Below are 19,520 nucleotides of genomic sequence, written 5' to 3'. Positions count from 1 at the left end.
CCTGTGTTTAGAATAGGATATCTTGTTAATTACGAACATGAATGCGGTATCTATCAATGATACAGTTAATGCATTTCGAAAATTTCGTGTGTTTCCGCCACTAACTTTATGACGACCGCACGCTGACTTATATCTTCAAAGAATCTCGAACAGTCATTGAATTTCTCCTTTAATCTCCATCGCATGAATTTACAAAAAACTAAAATACATGTAAAGAAAGAATAGAATAATTAATGTTTCAGCCTTAATCAAAAAAGCCAATACTGAACGGGCGAGCAAGCAGCAATATATGGCAACACATCATCAACAATCCGGATTGGACTTCATTTGCAATATAGTTGATATTAATTCCGCAGCACAAAAAATATTTACAGCTTCAAGGATGAAGGATATTACATGGTTAACTTCAACAAACTCGTTCCAGAATTAATCGTTTCTGATATTAAACGTAGTTTAAAATTTTATTGTAAGGTGATTGGCTTCCGCGTCGAGTATGAAAGGTCTGAAGAAGGATTTGCATTTATTTCTTATCACGGTAGTCAATTGATGTTGGGGCAAGATCGTTTTAAGACTTCGCCTTGGCGCGTAGAACCTCTAGCACATCCCTACGGACGCGGGATGAATTTATCAATCGAATGTCCCGACGTAACCACGATGGCGAGGACATTGAAAAAATCGGGATATGAACTGCGTAAACCAATAGAAACGTTTTGGTATAAATCGGATAAAGAGCTCTTGGGAGAGAGTAATTTTCTAGTACAAGATCCGGATGGTTACCTGCTTCGATTTGCACAGGATTTGGGCTCAAAACCTGTCGTTCATGATGAACTCTGATGCCCTACAAAGAAATTTCGATACAGTGAAGATTTGAATTAATTACCGATTTTTGAACTCGATGCTGCAAGGGTTCAAAAATCGGTACAATTGCAGATTTTTTAATGAGAGCGACGGATTTTCCAATCATTCTGTGTAAGGAGAATTGGCCTTTATTACAGGTGCAACTCTCTTTAGCTGTCTCATAAAGCTGTCAGATGCAGTCATCCATTCGCATCACCTTAGGAGCAATCACCGATCTTGAAAGTGACACCGCGTCAATGTGGCGAGGGATATATTTACTTGAAGCTAATTTTTCCTGCATTTGTTCAGTGGACAGTTCAACCTCTCCGGCATGACCGACCAGCCAAACCCAATCCTGCTCATCCACTTCGAAATACGTTACATGATGGAATACTTTCTTCATTCTGACGTAGGCGGTTTTAAGTGAGTCGCAACGCCACAAGCATGAGTTGCCAGCTTGTGTGATAAATGCGCCGCCAGGAGCTAGAACCGACTTAACTCTGTTCCAAAATAGCTCATCATAAAGCCCCTCTGTTTTAGGACCTTCATCAGGAATATCCATCACAATAAGATCGAAATTAATATTTTTATCAAGCATGCTCTCAATATATTCTTTTCCGTCTCCGATTATCACTTTCAGTGAATCAGTACTGCCGGCGCTCATATACTTTTTTATTTCGTCAACTGTGTACCCGTACGGCAAGTATTTCCCACAGGCAACCATACACTCTTCATCGATGTCTACATGGGTTATATTTTCTACACCGGCCTTTTGCAATATTTGGACAGCTACGCCTTCGGAAGATCCAATAACCAACGCTGTTTTCGGCAAATTCGGCATGCTCAAAAGAGCGGGCATTACTTGACCTTCATGGTAGGCTAACTGACTTAGCTCGGAGCTTTGCCTTTCATTATTGCAGAACAAAGTAGTTCCGTGAGCAGTATCCGCGATTAACAAATCCTGAAATTCAGTTTTGCTTTGCACGTGTATTTTATAAATTTCCCACGATCGGCTGATACCTTCCGAAATAGGTTCTTGTAATATCATGGATTCTGGAATCTTGCTCACTCTCGCTATTCTCCTCACAACAAATTACCTGCCAGGTAAATTTTCAATTACTGAAAACCTCTTTTCACGGTTTTTATCTCATGCTTCGAACAATCCAACGCGGAGCATATGAACTCAAACGCATCACTTGAATTGCAGTTGTCACCGCAGGTGAACATATCAAAAAATAGCGCGCCGATTTCCGGATAGGTATGAAATGACGCATGGGACTCTTCCAACAAGACCAAAACTGTAACGCCCTGGGGCTCGAACTGTTTGGATACAGTTCCACAAACGGTCGCGCCAGCCTTAGTAGCAGAAGCACACAGAAGTTCGGTTAAATAGCGAATATCATTTAGTTTTTGCGGAGCAATATCATAAAGCTCTCCGAAGGTATGATTTCCGATAAAGGCCCCTGGTACGTGCTGCATTGAAAACTCTCTTTTTGAACATATAAGAAATTGACGAAATATTTTTTCAAAGGTACAGGAGATCAATAGTTCTATTTAAATAGATCAGATAAAAAAGCCAATCTTTTAATTTTTGTGATCAGAAGCAAACTCAAGAACTTTAATCACTGCACAGGTAAAGATATTTTTTACAGTTTGTTGCTCTTGTCCCGCCAGATGAGAGGTTGCTACCAAATTTGTAGTCGGCAAAGAAAGCAGACCGTGTACGTCATGACAATGACCTTTATTATCTGTCCACTCGTTATAATATCCATCAATAAAACACGATGCGCCAGTATTACTCTGGAGATAGCCCTTCAGGGCGACCGGACAAATAATGCCAGGACTGGACATATTGAAGATCATCAGCTTGGGGTTTGCCCTTTTTAATACGACCTCATCAATAAGGTGACGCGTTTCGGAGCCACCCGCAATGTGAACACACAGGATATCGACTTCAGCTACCATTCTAATCAAAGAGCTGTATTTTAAATTTAATGAGGCTTCAAGTTCGAGCTTCCGAGTTCGAGACCAATAGTGTAAGTCCTTGCAACCTCTCTTTTGCAGTTGCTGTGCTATTTCAGTACCAATAGCACCCATGCCCACAAAACCAATGCCCAAGCTCGATAATGAGCGTCTCGGCGTTTGAAGCCACCGGGAGCCCTCTTTTACACCCTCGATGCTTTCAAATATTCTTGCCAAACTGACAGTGATCATCGCCAGCGTAAACTCTGTAACAGCATGAGCGTTCATATAGGGTGTATTACTTAATCGGATACCCTTTTTTTTCGCGTATTCAACGTCCACGAAACTGCTGGTTCCTGTCCCCATCACCACGACGTGCTCTAACTTGGTAGCGATGTCAATCAGTCGAGCGGATAAATACTCAGGGCCACCGAGGATGTAGTCATGAACCCCAGGCAATATATCAATTATTTGCTGTTCATCGACAGGGCATCGTATATGGAGGAGTTCGACACTATCCGGGAATACGCCTTCGCCAATGTCAAAATCGCCTGTGACGAGAAGCTTGCGCATTTATAGGATCTCCATTACATCTCTATTTCTTGTAAAGATTAATCTCTGAAGCTCTGTCAGCGCCTGTTTCAAACGCGAAATCGAAAATGCGAATTGTTCGTCGGGTTTCATTAAAGCGATTCTTATACGATTATGTCCCGCTGTATAATGACTCCCCCAATAAAAATATCTCCCAGGCAGAACTGCCACACCATAACTGGCAAGATATTCGGTCAACTCAAGATCGGAGAGCCCGGTTCTCTCGATGTTAAGCCACATTACCGCCATGATAGAGTCTGGGTGCAATGATTCAATATCAACTAGAGTGCCGCTCAGTTCTGACCGAGCGATTTCAATATTTTTTTCAATAATCGAATGTATGTAAGGGAGACCACCCTTTTTCAAGGTGGCATCAATGAATTCGATAATTACTCTCAACGAAAAATTTGAACAGCACAGGTAAAGCTCCTCATAGATGGCTCGAATGGCATGCTGCAAGTCTTCGCTATAGGAAAGAATGCTAGCCTTAGCGTCTAATGTTGGCCATTGCTTACCTGTATCTTCCAAAATTATAAATGACAATCCCCGATCAATGAGTAATTCGTACTCATCGATTTGGCTCTGGTGGCAAAACCTGAAGGAAGTATCGAGCACCAAAACCAGATTATGATGGTGGCACAGTTCAACGACATTCCTCATCATCACAGCATCAACAACAAATCCTGTTGGGTTATTTGGGTTGACCATAAATAACACGTCTAGCTTTTTATCCTGAATAAGTCCGTCTAATATGCCCAGATCAGTAAATGCAACCTCAGGAATAGCTTCTATTTCGACTTCCCTGCGTCGGAGTAATTGCGCAAGGTTATCAAACGTGGGCTCGACAAGCCCAACTTTATAGTTCATCGATCGCGCCCACGCGCCGACGATGTCGATGCTATTGGAGGCCGTAGGACATATCGAAAAATTCGCATGCTGCCTCAAGCCATCAAGGCCAAAGTACTCCGCAAATTTATTTTTGAAGAGTTTTTCCATTTCCGGAATAGGGACTTCAATTGCCGAACGCCAAAGAGCGGGCAACTCAGACAACACCGTATTAAAGTGCTTCTCCGCCGAGATATAACTGTGTCCGTCCGCAAGATTGTATTGCGCCGACAAGCCAAAAACCTCAAGTTCGGTGAGATTGTTATTTTTATGGCTAAGTAACATCTTCATTGGCATTTCGGCCTCACCAGACAGTTCGCATTTATAAAATAGTTAACCAGATCCACCCCTTGAATCCTAATAATCAATAAACAGTCTGTAAAGTTGATGCCAGTCAGTTAAGCCTGACTAAATATTTCCAAAACACTTTAACTAAACCACTCAAACGTAATTAGTTGTTTCGACACTACCCTTTTCATAGAGCCACGCAAACCATCAAACTGGTTTCAAGTGGCTTATTGTCACGCTACTTTTCAAAAGACCACTTATCCAGGACATATTGCGGATCAGGCGCATTGAATTAGTTTCGAGATTGGTCGCACCCACTTCACCTCAGACGCATTGTGTTGCGTTTTCTGCGAAACAATTTGCATGAGGTTTTTCAGCAGAATTAGTCATCATCGACTACTACCCCCCTCTAAATTTGGCCACCTCCGTTTTATCAAGCAAATTTCTACGCGCTCGCGGGCAGCCAAAGCCGAAAAAGGCCACCACAGAATGCATGTGGTATGACCCGGACTATCAGTTCTGCTAGTAGCAATAATTTTCGAAGGAGTAGAGTCTGAACCCACGCTCTGACGTTCGAGAATCATCAATGGATCGCGCTGCTGCTTCACTGGTTTCCTACCACTACGATGCTCTTGATCGCTTGGTCAGTCGTCAGCCGGCCGGGCAGGACAGGCTGGATCGCTTCTATCTGAAAGACCGAGTCGTTACGGAAACTCGAGGCGCGGCGCAGAGACAGATTTTTCAATACCAGGATGTATTGCTGGCAGAACTGGAAACCGGGGGTGCCCGGCATGCGTCGTTGGTGATGACTGATATGCAGCGCTCGGTCCTGCGTACTACCGACAGTCAATCGGCCTATACGCCTTATGGTCACCGTGCGGTTGAAGGTGAGTGCCCCAGCCTTCTGGGATTCAATGGCGAACGTCCCGACTCGTTAACCGAACATTACATACTGGGGAATGGGCACCGAGCGTTCAATCCGTTACTCATGCACTTCAACAGTCCCGACAGATTGAGCCCTTTTGGGAATGGCGGGTTGAATTGCTATGCGTATTGTCTGGGAGATCCTATTAATCGTACGGATCCCACGGGGAGAATCGCGCACGGATTACTTTGGTTCGCGAATGGGGCCATGGATTTTGTCGGAGGCTATGTACTTCCATTTATTGTCCCCAAAACGCTGGCACGTAAGATTCCGTTCGTCGCTCGCCCCCAATTCAAGCTTGCCGCCAAGGCGGGGGTAGCGGTCAGCGCTTTCGCTGGGTCGGTGACTTATTTGGTGTTGAACCGGGTGGAGGAGCATCATCCTGATTCACCGGTCAATGACCCCCTCTTGATAGCTTTGGTGACAATGGCGGCGGTTGGTTTTTTAAGTGGCTTCGGTTTACTGCTCAACAAACGAGCTCAACTACCTCCAATTCCAAAATCAATCGTGCCCCGGAATCGATCAAACTCACTCCCCAATATGCGTCCTGGCTTTGGTGGTACTGCCAGTAACCCTCCGACAGTTTCTGCCAGGTCCAGTCAGGATGTTGTAGTACCTACTGTTTTCGAACCTCCTCCACGAACCTCAAACCTGCAGAAATTCGATCTGAAGATAGGATTTGATCGGGGAGATTTCAGACGTGAGCAGAGTGTGGTGCAAGACTCCACCCTAATCCGGAGAAATAGCCGCTGAAACGCTTAGTGGGCGTACGCAATCACGTCTCAGCGTAAGAAGAGTCCTTTCTCCGACCCAAGATCACGAATACAACGGGGGTCTTACAGCACCTGTCGCAAGAACGCCTGCGCCCGTGGATCCTTCGGCGCATCGAAGAACTCGGCGGGCGAGGCGTCTTCCAGCAATTTGCCGTGATCGAAGAACAGCACTCGATCCGCCACTTCCCGCGCAAAGCCCATCTCGTGGGTCACGCAGACCATGGTCATGCCTTCCACGGCCAATGTCTTCATCACATCCAGCACTTCACCGACCATTTCCGGATCAAGCGCCGAAGTCGGTTCGTCGAACAACATGACCTTGGGTTCCATCGCCAATGCCCGTGCAATCGCCACGCGCTGTTGCTGACCACCGGACAGGCGTGACGGAAACTCGTTGGCCTTCTGTGCAATGCCAACCTTTTCCAGCAACGCCAAGGCCTTGGCTTCACGCTCCTTCTTGCCACGTTTGCGCACGACTTTCTGGGCGAGGCAGAGGTTTTCCAGCACGGTCATGTGCGGGAACAGGTTGAAATGCTGGAACACCATGCCGACTTCACGGCGGTAAGCGTTTACGTCGGTTTTCGGGTCGGCCAGTTGCAGCCCATCGATGCTCACCGAGCCCGAGTCAAACTCTTCCAGGCCATTGAGGCAGCGCAGGAAGGTCGACTTTCCGGAGCCGGACGGACCGATCACGACCAATACTTCACCCTTCGCCACCTGGGTGGAGACGTTATCCACCGCGCGCACCACATGGCCGCGGGTGTCGAAGACTTTTACCAGATCGCGGACTTCAATCACTTTGCGCGAGCCTCCGCTCAAGCCGGCTGGCGATTTTCGACAGCGGCAGGTTGATCAACAAATACAGGCCGGCCACGCAGAACAGGATTTCGAATGGCGAAAACGAGGTGGTGATGACTTCGCGACCACTTTTCAGCAGTTCGGTAATCGCGATCACCGACACCAGCGAGGTGTCTTTGACCAGGCTGATGAATTGCCCGGCGAGCGGCGGCAGTACGCGTTTGAGCGCTTGCGGCAGCACCACGTGGCGCATCGACTGACCGGCGCTCAAACCCAGGGAGCGCGCCGCTTCGTTTTGGCCACGGGCGATCGACTGCACGCCGGAGCGGATGATTTCCGCCACATAGGCGCCCGTGAACAGCGACAGTGCGGCGATCCCGGCGAACTCCCGGGACAGGTTCATAACGGTGCCGATGAAGAAGTAGAAAATGAAAATCTGCACCAGCAACGGCGTACCGCGCACCAATTCGACGTATATCGTCGAGAGGTCGCGCAGGGTCGGGTTGTTCGACAAACGGCACAAACCCGTAGCGAGGCCGATCAGCAGGCCGAGTACGCCCGACACCACGGACAGCCACAAGGTGGTCCAAAGACCCCACATCAGCGGTCCGGCAGCCCAATGACGAGTCACACCGATCACGTCGCCTTCAGCCACATCATCGCCTTGGGCGACTTGCAGGCTGTTGTCGTCGACGGTCACGCGTTGCTCGTCACCCGCGTCGTTGCGCAAAGTAACTTCAGCCTTGTCGCCTTTGCGCACCAGCTCGCTGACAGTCGAAATGTCGGCGGCGCGCTGGGATTCTTCAGCGTGGTACGCGAAGTACTGCGGCACGCGGTTCCAGCGCCATTCGTAAGACATCAGCGAGGTGGCGTAATACAACGCGCCGGCCAGGCCGATCAGCACCAGCACGGTCAACGCGTGCCAGGGCCATTGGGCTTTTTTCTGCTTCATTGCGGGTTCCGGAATGTGTGTTGCCTTGAAGGCCGTCATCGCCAGCAGGCTGGCTCCCACAGGGGAAACGCATTTCAGTGTGGGAGCTAGCCTGCTGGCGATGGGCGCGGCACGGTCAGTCTGACCGACGCTTATTCCATATCCTTCTGCCAAGCGGTGTCTTTGAACCACTTGTCATGGATGCGATCGTAGGTGCCGTCTTCGTGGATCTGGTGCAGGAAGTTGTTGATGAAGTTGATGCTGTCGTAGTCACCTTTCTTCAGACCAAAGGCCAGCGGTTCGTAGGTGAACGGCTTGTCGAGGAACACCAGTTTGCCGTTGCCGACCTTGTTCACTGCCACGACGTTGTATGGCGCGTCGTAGATGAAGGCGTCGGCCTTGCCGTTGACCACGTCGAGCACGGCTTCCTGCTCGTTGTCGTAGCCGTGGTACTTGGCTTTGGAGATCAGCTTTTTGGCAACCATCTCGCCGGTGGTGCCGAGCTTGGAGGTGATGCGGTAGTCAGCGGTGTTCAGGTCTTTGTAGGACTTGATGGTGCCTTCCAACTCCTTGCGAATCAGCAGGGTCTGGCCGACCACAATGAACGGTTCGCTGAAGTTCAGGCGCAGGTTGCGTTCCTGGGTCAGGGTCATGCCGCTGCCGATCATGTCGAACTTGTCGGTGAGCAGGGCCGGGATAATGCCGTCGTAACCGGTGGATACCAGCTCCAGTTTGACGCCCATGGCCTTGGTCATGGCTTTGAGGATGTCGACTTCGAAGCCGATGATCTCACCGCGCTTGTTGGTCATTTCAAACGGCATGTAGGTCGGGTCCATGCCGACTTTCAGCGTGCCGCGCTTGACCGCGTCATCGATGGCACCGGCCTGCGCCGTACTGACTGCAACCAATGTCGTGACGCCGACCAGCAGCATCGAGAGATACTTCTTCATCATCATGTCCCCAAACCCATTGCGTTATGAGGCGCGCAAACGGCGGCTCCCCTCAGGGAACGCATCGATATGGACAAAAATTATCCGGGCGCACCAATTCGGGGACGGATGCTAACGCACTCGCTCGTTTGCACAAGTGTTTGGCTACGATGAGATAAAAAAAACCCCGCTTTCGCGGGGTTCTTTAGTTATGCCAACTGCGGTTGCGCGCTCAGTGGCTTGAGCGGCAGCAATGGCGCATGGGGATCGGATTTCACCGATTTGCGCCAGGCTTCCAGCCATTCGGGATGACCTTCACCCCAGACCTGCTCATGCAAACGAGCGAGTGCCACCGGATCGCTCAGCAGTTGCACACGCTCATTGTTGGTCAGACCGTCAGGCCCCACTTTCAATGCATGGCGAACCCGCTCGATCCGCAGCCACTCGATGGGCTCGGCCTGACCGTGACGCGACGTCGCCAGCGAGCATGCCAGGGCGTTCTGCTGTGGATCGACCACCGACCGGATGAAGCCGTCTTTCAGTGCGTGATAGCGGTTTTCATGGGTGTACTGGTCAGTTGCCAGCAGCGCCTGCGGCGGATTGTATTCCTCAGGGATCAGGAACAGGCTCTCGTCACGGGACTTCAGGCCCAGGCCGACACGGCTGGAGATCACGGAAACCGGGATCGACAGCATCAACGAACCGACGATCGGCACCAGCCACCAGAGGAAGCTCGGGTTCAGCCAAATCACCAAAAGGGCCCAGAAGAAGCCCAGCAGGGTTTGCGGACCGTGGCGCTTGACCGCTTCGCTCCACGGCGTGGAGTCGTCGTCACGTTGCGGCGAGTTCCAGGTCGCGGCCCAGCCCAGGAATGCAGCGAGCACGAAACGGGTGTGGAAAATCATCCGCACTGGCGCCAGCAACATGGAGAACAACATCTCCAGCAGCATCGACAAGGTCACCTTGAACTTGCCGCCGAACTCTTTCGCACCCTTGGCCCAGATCAGGATGATGCTCAACAGCTTCGGCAGGAACAGCAGCACAATGGTGGTCGAGAACAACGCGATCGCCTTGTCCGGGTGCCATTGTGGCCACAGCGGATAGAGCTGGCGCGGTTCAAGGAAGTACTGCGGCTCCATCAGCGTGTTGACCGCCAGCAGCGCCGTCGACAGCACGAGGAAGAAGAACCATAACGGCGCCGACAAATAAGACATCACGCCGGTCAGGAACACTGCACGGTGCACCGGGTGCATGCCCTTGACCAGGAACAGGCGGAAGTTCATCAGGTTGCCGTGGCACCAGCGACGGTCACGCTTGAGTTCGTCCAGCAGGTTCGGCGGCAATTCTTCGTAGCTGCCCGGCAAGTCGTAGGCAATCCACACGCCCCAACCGGCACGGCGCATCAGCGCGGCTTCGACGAAGTCGTGGGACAGAATCGCACCGGCGAACGCGCCTTTACCGGGCAACGGCGCCAAGGCGCAGTGCTCGATGAACGGTTTCATGCGGATGATTGCGTTGTGGCCCCAGTAGTGGGATTCGCCCAACTGCCAGAAGTGCAGACCGGCGGTGAACAGCGGACCGTACACACGGGTCGCGAACTGCTGCATGCGCGCATACAGCGTGTCCATGCCCGACGCACGCGGCGCGGTCTGGATGATCCCGGCGTCCGGCGTGGCTTCCATCAAGCGCACCAGACTGGTCAGGCACTCGCCGCTCATCACCGAGTCAGCATCGAGCACGACCATGTACTTGTAGTCACCGCCCCAACGACGGCAAAAGTCGTCAAGGTTACCGCTTTTGCGTTTGACCCGACGTCGACGGCGGCGATAGAAAATCTTGCCGAAGCCACCGGCTTCGCGGCAGACATCCAGCCAGGCCTGCTGCTCGGCAACGCAGATATCGGCATCGTTACTGTCGCTGAGGACGAAAAAGTCGAAACGATCCAGGTCACCCGTGGCCGCCACCGACTCGAACGTCGCGCGCAAACCGGCAAACACCCGCGGTACGTCTTCGTTGCAGATCGGCATCACCAGTGCGGTGCGCGCATCCTTGGCGATCGGCTCGTTGCCGGCACTTTTACCGGAGATGCGGTATTTGTCGTGACCGGTGAGCAACTCAAGGAAGCCCATCAGTGCCGTCCAGAACCCGGCCGACACCCAGCAGAACAGGATCCCGAACAGAATCAGGATGCTGGTTTGCAACGCATACGGCAGCACTTGCGTGACGGTCTGCAGGATCGATTGATGCAGAACTTCGTTCAGGTCGACGAACGACCAGCCCTGGTAGGGCATGATGCCTTTCATGTACCAGCCGGCAACGATGGTCTGACCGAGCATCAGTACCAGCAGGATGTAACGGCGGATCGAACCTACGGTGCGCCAGCGAGCCGCCGGCAGCACGTTCTCGTCTTTCGGCGGGGCCGGCGGATTGGTGCGACCGGTCAGACGCCGCCAGCCACGCACCAGAATGTTGGTGCGCCACGGCTCCGGCACGACTTTGGTCCGGCGGATCGGCGGAGTGGCCTTGAGGCAAACCCGACCACTGGCGTCGAGCACCAGCATTTCCGCGTCTTCCAGCTCTTCAGCGGAGTTCAGGGTCAAACGACGGCCCACCGAGGCTTGAGCAGCCTCGGTCGGTGCGTCGAACGTCGAGGACGACAGGCGCTGGTGCAGCTCGCTGAAGGACTGGCAGCCTGCGAGTTCCGCGCGCTGCTCGTCGGTCATCGGTAAATGCGCCAGATACTCGGCAAGCGTCTCTGGCTGTACTTGAGAATTACTCATCGGCAGGCAACTGGTAGCTCCAGGTCTCGGTCAGGACTTCTTCAGTCGCGGCCGATTCCGGTGTGGCTAGGGCCGCGTCCGCAGCAGCAGGCTGCTTGGCGTCTTTGTTGGCCTCCTTGGCATCTGCGACTGGTTTGGCTTCGGCCTGCTTGGCTTCGGCTTGCTTGGCTTCCTTGTCTGCTTTTTCTTGTTGTCTGGCGGCAACCTTGTCGGCCTTGGCCACAGCATTGCTGGACGCTGGCACGGATGACTTGGCCAGGTCGGCAGGCAGAATGTTCTGGACCAGCGCAGCACGCATCTCGGTGGCTTTGCTCGGGTCCTTGATCTTCATGCGCAGGGTCAGGCGCCAGCCCTTGGTTTCAGGGTTGTAGCGCACGCTGTTTTCGACCAGTTCGGCATTGTCGCCAACGCTGACCTGGCTGCGAACGTCAGCATCGGACGGCAATGCCGCCAGGGACGGGCCTTCGAAGTCCACCAGATAGGCAACGCTGCCGTCCGGCTGACGAATCAGGTTGGACTGTTTGACGTCGCCGGTGGAGCGCAAGGTCTGTTTGACCCAGGCGCTGTCCGGTGCGTGAATCGACGCTTCGTCCATGGTCCAGTGCATGCGGTAGCCGAATTCCAGCGGCTGACCAGGCTCAGGCAGTTTTTCCGGGCTCCAGAAGGCAACGATGTTGTCGTTGGTTTCGTCGGCAGTCGGAATTTCGACCAGGTCGACAGAACCCTTGCCCCAATCGCCTTTAGGCTCGATCCAGGCACTTGGGCGCTTGTCGTAGCGGTCGTCGAGGTCTTCGTAGTGGCTGAAGTCACGGCCACGTTGCAGCAAGCCGAAACCGCGCGGGTTCTCGATCGAGAAGTTGCTCACCGCCAGGTGTTTCGGGTTGTTCAGCGGGCGCCAGATCCACTCGCCGTTGCCGGCATGGATCGACAGGCCGCTGGAGTCGTGCAATTCGCGGCGGTAGTTCAGCACTTTCGATGGCTGGTTGGCGCCGAACAGGAACATGCTGGTCAGCGGCGCAACGCCAAGCTTGGTGACCTTGTCACGCAGGAACATCTGAGCCTTGACGTCGACAACGGTGTCGCTGCCCGGACGCAGGGTCAGGCGATAGGCACCGGTGGCGCGTGGCGAATCCAGCAGCGCGAAGATCACCAGGTGCTTGTCGCCCGGCTTCGGCTGTTGAATCCAGAACTCACGGAAACGCGGGAATTCTTCGCCGGACGGCAACGCGGTATCGATCGCCATGCCGCGAGCGGACAAGCCATACGTGTGCCCCTTGCCGACAACGCGGAAGTAACTCGCGCCGAGCATGGTCATGATTTCGTCTTGCTTGTCGGCCTTGTTGATCGGGTACAACACACGGAAACCGGCATAACCCAGTTGCTCAGTGGCTTTAGGATCGAATTTCAGGTCGCCGAAATCGAAGCGCGTCGGGTCGTACTTGATCTCTTCGACGGTGTTGGCCGTGATTTCGTTGATTTTCACCGGCGTATCGAAATGCATACCCTGGTGATAGAACGAAAGCTTGAACGGGGTTTTCTGATCGGCCCATTCGGCTTTTTCGGTCAGGAAACGAATTTTTTGATAGTCCGCGAATTTCATCTCGCGGAATTCGTTCGGCAAGTTACTGCGCGGGGCTTCGTATTTCTGCCCGGCCAGCTCTTTTGCCTTGGCCGACACATCATCCAGACTGAATGCCCAAAGCTGGCCGGCGCTGAGCAGGCAAAGCAGGGCAGAGCCCGCTACCAGAGCGCTTCGTAGCCGTTTGGCAGACAATTTTGGTGCAATACAGGGACTAACAATCACGAGCAACCCTCGCCGAAAACAGATCAAAAAACCAACGGCCAGTTAAAGGGCCTGTGAGGTAGACGGCATGAAAAACCCGCCCCTACAAACCACTCTTGCCAAGTTGGCGAGCATTGTTCCGACTCCTATGGGGCCAAATGATTCCCCAACAGGTCCAGGACAAGTCTCTACCTAAGTCAAAACGGACCAACGAACGCTGATCCCCGTAGCGCGCGATTATCTAGTAGGCCGCGTTACAACGCATCAGGGGTAACAAAGTATTTATCGCGAAAAACCCCTGTTTTCAGTCGAAATGGGCTAAAAAACATGTTTCAAGCGCTTTCAGGTCTGTAACAGGAAGGTTACCGGGCCATCATTGACCAGGTGCACCTGCATATCCGCGCCGAATCTACCTGATGCCACAGTGCCATGCACCTGTTTCGCCTTGCTTAATAGATAGTCGAAAAGTTCCTCGCCAAGAGCCGGGGGGGCGGCGGTCGAAAAACTCGGGCGCAACCCGCTTTTGGTGTCGGCGGCCAGGGTGAACTGAGAGACCAGCAGCAACCCGCCTCCGACATCCGCCAGGGACAGATTCATCTTGCCCTCGGCGTCACTGAACACACGATAGTTAAGCAGCTTATGCAGAAGTTTGTCGGCGCTGGCCCGGGTGTCCTCGGGCTCGACCGCAACCAGTACCAGCAACCCCTGGTCGACGGCACCGACCACCTCCCCCGCTACCTCGACGCGCGCACCACGCACGCGTTGCAACAGGCCCTTCATGCTTCTTCAGGGGACAAGTCGAGCAGGCGCCGGGCCATCTGATCGGCGGCGCGCACCAAGGCATCGGTAATGCCCGGTTCGGAGGCGGCATGCCCGGCATCACGGATAACCTGCAATTCACTGTTCGGCCAGTTCTGATGAAGCTCCCAGGCGTTATCCAATGGGCAAATCACATCGTAGCGACCGTGAACGATCACGCCCGGCAAATGGGCAATCTTGCCCATGTCGCGGATCAGCTGATTCGGCTCAAGGAACGCATTGTTGGTGAAGTAGTGACATTCGATCCGAGCGATGGACAACGCACGTTGCGGCTCGGAGAAACGATCGACCACCAACGGGTTCGGACGCAAGGTCGCGGTCCGGCCTTCCCAGGTAGACCAGGCTTTGGCCGCGTGCATCTGGGCGATCTGATCGTTGCCGGTCAGACGCTTGTGGAAAGCGCTGAGCAAGTCTTCGCGCTCATCCAGCGGGATCGGCGCGATGTAGTCCTGCCAGTAATCAGGGAACAGACGACTCGCGCCCGCCTGATAGAACCACTCGATTTCCTGCGGACGGCAGAGAAAAATCCCGCGCAGGATCAGACCGTGCACACGCTCCGGATGGGTTTGCGCGTAGGCCAGCGCAAGGGTCGAGCCCCACGAGCCACCAAACAGCACCCATTTATCGATGCCCAGGTGTTGGCGAATCCGCTCAAGATCGGCGACCAGATCCCAGGTGGTGTTGTTTTCCAGGCTGGCGTGGGGGGTGGAACGACCGCAACCGCGCTGATCGAAGGTGACGATTCGGTACAGGTTCGGATCAAAAAAGCAGCGACTCTGTGCATCACACCCGGCACCAGGGCCGCCGTGGATGAACACCACCGGCAAACCTTGCGGTGAACCGCTTTCGTCGACATACAGGGTGTGGGTTTCATCGACAGCCAGATCGTGCCGGGCGTGGGGTTTGATCTGCGGGTACAAAGTCTGCATTGCGCGCTCCGTAAGGGGTCGAGGTCATCCCTGGGGGGACTTCTATTATTCTGCCGTTGGGCATCATAAACCCGATTTACGTCAATGAGCATGCCCATGCAGAGTCAGAGTTTTGCCGCCAGTTTTTTTGCCAGAAAGCCGAGCAGCGTTTCGTAGAGGACATCGACCTCCTCAACCTGACCCCGAGCCCGCAGGCAGCCGTGAACCAGCCCTTCCCCGTAATAAAGCGTCGCAGCGATGCCTGCAGCGTTCAGGCGCTCGGCGTACAGCACGCCGTCATCACGCAACGGGTCAAATTGCGCCACCGCGATCCACGCTGGCGGTAATCCGCGCAAATCCCCGGCGAGCAACGGCATGGCATAAGCGCCAGGCGTTCGGGTGCCGCGCAGATACAAGGCGTGATAACAATCCAGGTCACTGCTGCTGAGCAGAGGAGCGTCGCTGCATTCGCTGCGTGAAGGCAGACGGTGATCGCCACCGAGGCCGGGATAGATCAGCACTTGCGCCGCTGGCAGTGGTTCGCCCGCATCGCGCAGTGCCAGGCACAACGCGGCGGCGAGATTGCCACCCGCGCTGTCGCCGGCCACCAGCGTACGCGCGGGGTCCAGCTGAAACGGCCCGGAGCGCAGCGCTCGCCAGACCTTCAGGCAGTCATCGAACGCCGCTGGAAACGGGTGCTCCGGCGCCAGACGATAATCCACCGCGACCACCAACACGCCGAGCGTCGACGCCAGTTCGGCGCAGATGAAGTCGTGGGAGTCCAGATCCCCCACGACCCAACCGCCGCCATGCAGATACACAATGCACGGGCTTTCGTCGGTCGGGGGTGAAGCCGCTGGCTGATACGACCGCACCGGCACGCCACCCAACTCAACATCCACTACATACAACCCGGCGGGACGCGGCGGGGTGAACGCCCGGCACATCTCGCCGTAGGCCTGGCGCAGACCGGCAAGGCTGCTGTCGGTGGCGTTGAAGCTGACGGTTTTCTCGACGAAAGCCGTCATCGGCGCGGATAAAGGATAAGAACTCATTTAAGGTTTCAAACTGGCCTGAACGGTGGCTACACCGTCCTTGCCATCAAAACTGCTGACACCGGCCAGCCAGCGCTGCAGATCCTCGGGATGATCACGCAGCCATTGCCTGGCGACATCCTGCGGCGTCTTGCGCTCCATGATCGGCACCATGAGCTGACTTTCCTGAGCCGCGGTGAAGGTCAGGTTTTCCAACAAACGGTTCACGTTCGGGCAACGCTCGGCGTAGTCCGGGGACGTCACCGTGGAGACAGTCGCCGCACCTTCGTTCGGCCCGTAAACATCTTCACTGCCGGTCAGGTAGGCGATTTTCATGTTGATGTTCATCGGGTGTGGAGTCCAGCCGACGAATACCACGAACTCTTTGCGATTCACCGCCCGCTGCACAGCGGCAAGCATGCCGGCCTCACCGGACTCGATCAGTTTGAAATCCTTCAAGCCGAACTGATTGGTTTCGATCATGGTTTTGATCGTGGTGTTCGCGCCACTGCCTGGCTCGATGCCGTAGATTTTGCCGCCGAGCTTGTCTTTGAATCTGGCGATGTCGGAGAAGGTTTTCAGGCCCGCCTCGGCCACGTACTCCGGCACGGCGAGGGTCGCCTGGGCGTCGGCCAGGCTCGGCTTTTCCAGGACTTTCACTTGATTGGCGGAAAGGAACGGCGCGATGTTCTTGTCCATCGCCGGTTTCCAGTAACCGAGGAAGATGTCCAGGCGCTTGTCGCGGATGCCTGCGAAGATGATTTGCTGCACGGCGCTGGTTTGCTTGCTTTCGTAGCCAAGGCCGTTGAGGAGCACGTCGGCCATGCCGCTGGTGGCAATGACGTCGGTCCAATTGACCACGCCCATGCGCACGGCTTTGCAGGAAGCGTCGTCACTGGCCAGAACAGGGGTGCTCAGAAGAGCGGTGCCGCAGAGGATTGAGAGACAGCGGGTCAACAGTCTTTTCATGGGGGATGGTCTCGTGCGGCAGAATTATTATGGGTCCGGTGTCTTGATGCACCGTGCCCAGAACATTACGCAGCGTCGAGAGGGTAAAAGCGAACGGTGGCGACTGTGTTTTGCACGGTGGCGACAGTTTCAATCCAGTATCGAGGCGAACACCAACTGTGGGAGCGAGCAGGGTCATACACTAGGCTCTAGCGCTTGTAGTGCTTTTCGCCCCATGCCAGCAGCCCTTGCAGCAATTCCTTGAGCACCACTTGCGTCGGCTCTGCCAGGTCCGGGCGATAGCGGAACGGCTCAAACTCTTCCATATACGTGCACTGGCCCAATTCCAGTTGCACGGCGTGGATGTTTTGCGCCGGGTTGCCGTAATGCCGGGTGATGTGGCCGCCCTTGAAGCGCCCGTTCAGCACATGGCTGTAATCGGTGTGCCGGGCGCAGATCGCCTCCAGCTGAGTCGCCAGCTGTGGATCGCAACTGGCGCCGTTGAAGGTGCCGAGGTTGAAGTCCGGCAGCTTGCCGTCAAACAGGTGCGGAATGATCGAACGGATCGAATGCGCATCGAACAGCAGCGCGTAGCCAAACTCGGCTTTCAGGCGCGCCAATTCGCTCTGCAGCGTGCTGTGATAAGGCGTCCAGACCTTTTCCAGATACGTTGCGCGCTCCGCTGCCGACGGCTCCATGCCCTCACGGAACAATGGAATACCGTCAAACAGCGTCGCCGGGTACAGACCGGTCGTCGCGCCGGCATACAAAGGTTTGTCGTCGGACGGTCGGTTCAGGTCGATGACAAACCGCGAATACTCGGCAGCCAGGGTGCTGGCGCCCAGCTCGGCAGCGAATTCGTAGAGTTTCGGGATGTGCCAGTCAGTGTCCGGCAAACTTTTCGCGTCGGCAATCAACCCGGCTTCGACCGCCGGGGTCAGGCGCAGGCCGGCGTGGGGCATGCTGATCAGCAGCGGCACGCGGCCTTGTTTGAAGTTCAGAACCTTATCCACAACTGTTCTCCTAAACGCTCATTTCAACGCCGTGACGCACGACGCGTTTTTCCAGATCACCGCCCAGCCAGTACGACAGGTCGGCGGGACGATCGATTTGCCAAGCCACGAAATCCGCGACCTTGCCGACTTCCAGCGAACCGTGCGTTTCGGCCATGCCCAATGCGGCTGCAGCATGAATCGTTGCACCGGCCAGGGCTTCTTCCGGGGTCATGCGGAAACAGGTGCAGGCCATGTTCAGCATCAAGCGCAGCGACAGCGCTGGCGAGGTGCCGGGATTGAGGTCGCTGGCGATGGCGATTTTTACGCCGTGTTTGCGCAGGGCATCCATCGGCGGCAATTGGGTTTCACGCAGGAAGTAGAACGCCCCCGGCAGCAACACCGCGACGGTGCCGGACGCGGCCATGGCGATGGCGTCTTCTTCGGTCATGAACTCCAGGTGGTCGGCCGACAGTGCGTGATAACGCGCCGCCAGACTCGAACCGTGCAGCGATGACAATTGCTCGGCGTGCAGTTTCACCGGCAAGCCGAGTTCCTGTGCAGTAATGAACACGCGCTCGACCTGTGCCGGCGAGAACGCCAGGTATTCACAGAACGCGTCCACCGCATCCACCAGCCCTTCGGCGGCCAGGGCCGGAAGCATCTCGGCGCAGATGTGATCGATGTAGGCGTCGGCGCGATCCGCGTACTCCGGCGGCAAGGCATGAGCGGCCAGGCAGGTGCTGCGCACGCTGATCGGCAGTTCGGCACCGAGACGGCGCGCGACGCGCAGCATCTTGCGTTCGTTGGCCAAGTCCAGGCCGTAACCGGATTTGATTTCGATGCTGGTGACGCCATCACGCATCAGGCTTTTCAGACGCTTGGCGGCGCTGGCGAACAGCTCGTCTTCGCTGGCCGCTCGGGTTGCGCGCACAGTGCTGGCAATGCCGCCACCGGCCGCGGCGATTTCCGCGTAGCTGACGCCTTGCAGGCGCTGTTCGAATTCACCGCTGCGGTTACCGCCGAACACCGTATGGGTGTGGCAGTCGATCAGGCCCGGCGTAACCCAGGCCCCGTTCAAATCGTTGACGGCCGGGTATTCACCCGCCGGCAGTTCAGCGCGAGGGCCGATCCACTCAATGAGCGCACCTGACGTCACGATGGCCGCATCCTCGATGATCGAGTAGACGCCTTGCGCCATGGTTGCGACGTGGCAGTGTTGCCAGAGAGTTTTCATCCCTTAGTCTCCACAATGTTCAAAATCGAATCGCCAGCAGGCTGGCTCCCACAAGGATGCGCAATGCAACTGTGGGAGCCAGCCTGCTGGCGATGAGTAC

At 54.9% G+C, this 19,520-nt stretch carries 17 protein-coding genes; 2 read left to right on the top strand and 15 right to left on the bottom strand.

What is annotated here, in order from left to right:
• Positions 1 to 396: 396 nt before the first annotated feature.
• A complete protein-coding gene (locus Q7W83_RS01740) occupies positions 397 to 834 on the top strand; it encodes a VOC family protein (RefSeq protein WP_150639726.1) in 438 nt (145 codons plus the stop codon).
• 193 nt (positions 835 to 1,027) lie between these two features.
• On the opposite strand, the gene Q7W83_RS01735 is transcribed toward Q7W83_RS01740, so the two are convergent.
• The 4 genes from Q7W83_RS01735 to Q7W83_RS01720 form a co-directional block, all read right to left on the bottom strand.
• Entirely contained in the window at positions 1,028 to 1,906 is an 879-nt protein-coding gene (locus Q7W83_RS01735; RefSeq protein ID WP_473655599.1) for a spermidine synthase, read from the bottom strand.
• Positions 1,907 to 1,953: 47 nt separating this feature from the next.
• Positions 1,954 to 2,316, bottom strand: coding sequence for an adenosylmethionine decarboxylase (speD, locus tag Q7W83_RS01730; RefSeq protein ID WP_150631765.1), 363 nt, complete (start codon positions 2,314 to 2,316; stop codon positions 1,954 to 1,956).
• A gap of 105 nt (positions 2,317 to 2,421) precedes the next feature.
• A complete protein-coding gene (locus Q7W83_RS01725) occupies positions 2,422 to 3,372 on the bottom strand; it encodes a 2-hydroxyacid dehydrogenase (RefSeq protein ID WP_473655598.1) in 951 nt (316 codons plus the stop codon).
• Positions 3,373 to 4,572, bottom strand: a complete 1,200-nt coding sequence (locus Q7W83_RS01720; RefSeq protein WP_150639717.1) for an aminotransferase class I/II-fold pyridoxal phosphate-dependent enzyme — start codon at positions 4,570 to 4,572, stop codon at positions 3,373 to 3,375. It abuts the gene before it with no gap.
• A 577-nt stretch (positions 4,573 to 5,149) separates the two neighbouring features.
• Here Q7W83_RS01720 and Q7W83_RS01715 point away from each other — a divergent pair.
• On the top strand, positions 5,150 to 6,241 hold the full coding sequence (locus Q7W83_RS01715) for an RHS repeat-associated core domain-containing protein (protein ID WP_473655597.1): 1,092 nt from the start codon (positions 5,150 to 5,152) through the stop codon (positions 6,239 to 6,241).
• A gap of 83 nt (positions 6,242 to 6,324) precedes the next feature.
• On the opposite strand, the gene Q7W83_RS01710 is transcribed toward Q7W83_RS01715, so the two are convergent.
• The 11 genes from Q7W83_RS01710 to hutI all read right to left on the bottom strand — a co-directional run bounded on the left by Q7W83_RS01710 (position 6,325) and on the right by hutI (position 19,420).
• Positions 6,325 to 7,059: an amino acid ABC transporter ATP-binding protein gene (locus Q7W83_RS01710; RefSeq protein WP_008025241.1), complete on the bottom strand. Its 735-nt coding sequence runs from the start codon at positions 7,057 to 7,059 to the stop codon at positions 6,325 to 6,327.
• Positions 7,052 to 8,011: an amino acid ABC transporter permease gene (locus tag Q7W83_RS01705; protein WP_150631770.1), complete on the bottom strand. Its 960-nt coding sequence runs from the start codon at positions 8,009 to 8,011 to the stop codon at positions 7,052 to 7,054. Before Q7W83_RS01705 ends, Q7W83_RS01710 begins: the two co-directional genes overlap by 8 nt.
• 131 nt (positions 8,012 to 8,142) lie before the next feature.
• On the bottom strand, positions 8,143 to 8,940 hold the full coding sequence (locus Q7W83_RS01700; protein WP_150654286.1) for a transporter substrate-binding domain-containing protein: 798 nt from the start codon (positions 8,938 to 8,940) through the stop codon (positions 8,143 to 8,145).
• 188 nt (positions 8,941 to 9,128) lie between these two features.
• A complete protein-coding gene (gene mdoH, locus Q7W83_RS01695) occupies positions 9,129 to 11,699 on the bottom strand; it encodes a glucans biosynthesis glucosyltransferase MdoH (RefSeq protein ID WP_473655596.1) in 2,571 nt (856 codons plus the stop codon).
• A complete protein-coding gene (locus tag Q7W83_RS01690) occupies positions 11,692 to 13,503 on the bottom strand; it encodes a glucan biosynthesis protein G (RefSeq protein ID WP_150631773.1) in 1,812 nt (603 codons plus the stop codon). Before Q7W83_RS01690 ends, mdoH begins: the two co-directional genes overlap by 8 nt.
• A gap of 321 nt (positions 13,504 to 13,824) precedes the next feature.
• A complete protein-coding gene (gene dtd, locus Q7W83_RS01685; RefSeq protein WP_150639720.1) occupies positions 13,825 to 14,262 on the bottom strand; it encodes a D-aminoacyl-tRNA deacylase in 438 nt (145 codons plus the stop codon).
• Complete coding sequence (gene pip / locus Q7W83_RS01680) at positions 14,259 to 15,230, bottom strand: prolyl aminopeptidase (RefSeq protein WP_150631775.1); 972 nt, start codon at positions 15,228 to 15,230, stop codon at positions 14,259 to 14,261. The genes dtd and pip overlap by 4 nt, the downstream gene beginning before the upstream one ends.
• Before the next feature lie 104 nt (positions 15,231 to 15,334).
• The gene (locus tag Q7W83_RS01675; RefSeq protein ID WP_150639721.1) at positions 15,335 to 16,264 is read right to left on the bottom strand and encodes an alpha/beta hydrolase; all 930 of its coding nucleotides are present in this window, start codon (positions 16,262 to 16,264) and stop codon (positions 15,335 to 15,337) included.
• Complete coding sequence (locus Q7W83_RS01670) at positions 16,265 to 17,212, bottom strand: choline ABC transporter substrate-binding protein (protein WP_473655595.1); 948 nt, start codon at positions 17,210 to 17,212, stop codon at positions 16,265 to 16,267.
• A 188-nt stretch (positions 17,213 to 17,400) separates the two neighbouring features.
• Complete coding sequence (gene hutG, locus Q7W83_RS01665) at positions 17,401 to 18,204, bottom strand: N-formylglutamate deformylase (RefSeq protein ID WP_150631778.1); 804 nt, start codon at positions 18,202 to 18,204, stop codon at positions 17,401 to 17,403.
• Between the two features lie 10 nt (positions 18,205 to 18,214).
• Positions 18,215 to 19,420 (bottom strand): imidazolonepropionase, encoded by a 1,206-nt coding sequence (gene hutI, locus Q7W83_RS01660; protein WP_150631779.1) that lies wholly within the window; start codon positions 19,418 to 19,420, stop codon positions 18,215 to 18,217.
• Between the last annotated feature and the right edge of the window lie 100 nt (positions 19,421 to 19,520).

It is taken from the genome of Pseudomonas sp. 300 (assembly GCF_055803035.1).
Note: the sequence above shows the minus strand (reverse complement) of the source record. Positions and strands in the feature narration are given on the sequence as shown.

Excerpts from the sequence above, each read along its gene's own strand:
- Q7W83_RS01670 (WP_473655595.1), bottom strand. The coding sequence starts at position 17,212 with ATGAAAAGACTGTTGACCCGCTGTCTCTCAATCCTCTGCGGCACCGCT.
- mdoH (WP_473655596.1), bottom strand. The coding sequence starts at position 11,699 with ATGAGTAATTCTCAAGTACAGCCAGAGACGCTTGCCGAGTATCTGGCG.
- hutI (WP_150631779.1), bottom strand. The coding sequence starts at position 19,420 with ATGAAAACTCTCTGGCAACACTGCCACGTCGCAACCATGGCGCAAGGC.
- Q7W83_RS01715 (WP_473655597.1), top strand. The coding sequence starts at position 5,150 with ATGGATCGCGCTGCTGCTTCACTGGTTTCCTACCACTACGATGCTCTT.
- dtd (WP_150639720.1), bottom strand. The coding sequence starts at position 14,262 with ATGAAGGGCCTGTTGCAACGCGTGCGTGGTGCGCGCGTCGAGGTAGCG.
- Q7W83_RS01675 (WP_150639721.1), bottom strand. The coding sequence starts at position 16,264 with ATGAGTTCTTATCCTTTATCCGCGCCGATGACGGCTTTCGTCGAGAAA.
- Q7W83_RS01740 (WP_150639726.1), top strand. The coding sequence starts at position 397 with ATGGTTAACTTCAACAAACTCGTTCCAGAATTAATCGTTTCTGATATT.
- Q7W83_RS01700 (WP_150654286.1), bottom strand. The coding sequence starts at position 8,940 with ATGAAGAAGTATCTCTCGATGCTGCTGGTCGGCGTCACGACATTGGTT.
- Q7W83_RS01725 (WP_473655598.1), bottom strand. The coding sequence starts at position 3,372 with ATGCGCAAGCTTCTCGTCACAGGCGATTTTGACATTGGCGAAGGCGTA.
- Q7W83_RS01705 (WP_150631770.1), bottom strand. The coding sequence starts at position 8,011 with ATGAAGCAGAAAAAAGCCCAATGGCCCTGGCACGCGTTGACCGTGCTG.
- Q7W83_RS01720 (WP_150639717.1), bottom strand. The coding sequence starts at position 4,572 with ATGCCAATGAAGATGTTACTTAGCCATAAAAATAACAATCTCACCGAA.
- speD (WP_150631765.1), bottom strand. The coding sequence starts at position 2,316 with ATGCAGCACGTACCAGGGGCCTTTATCGGAAATCATACCTTCGGAGAG.
- pip (WP_150631775.1), bottom strand. The coding sequence starts at position 15,230 with ATGCAGACTTTGTACCCGCAGATCAAACCCCACGCCCGGCACGATCTG.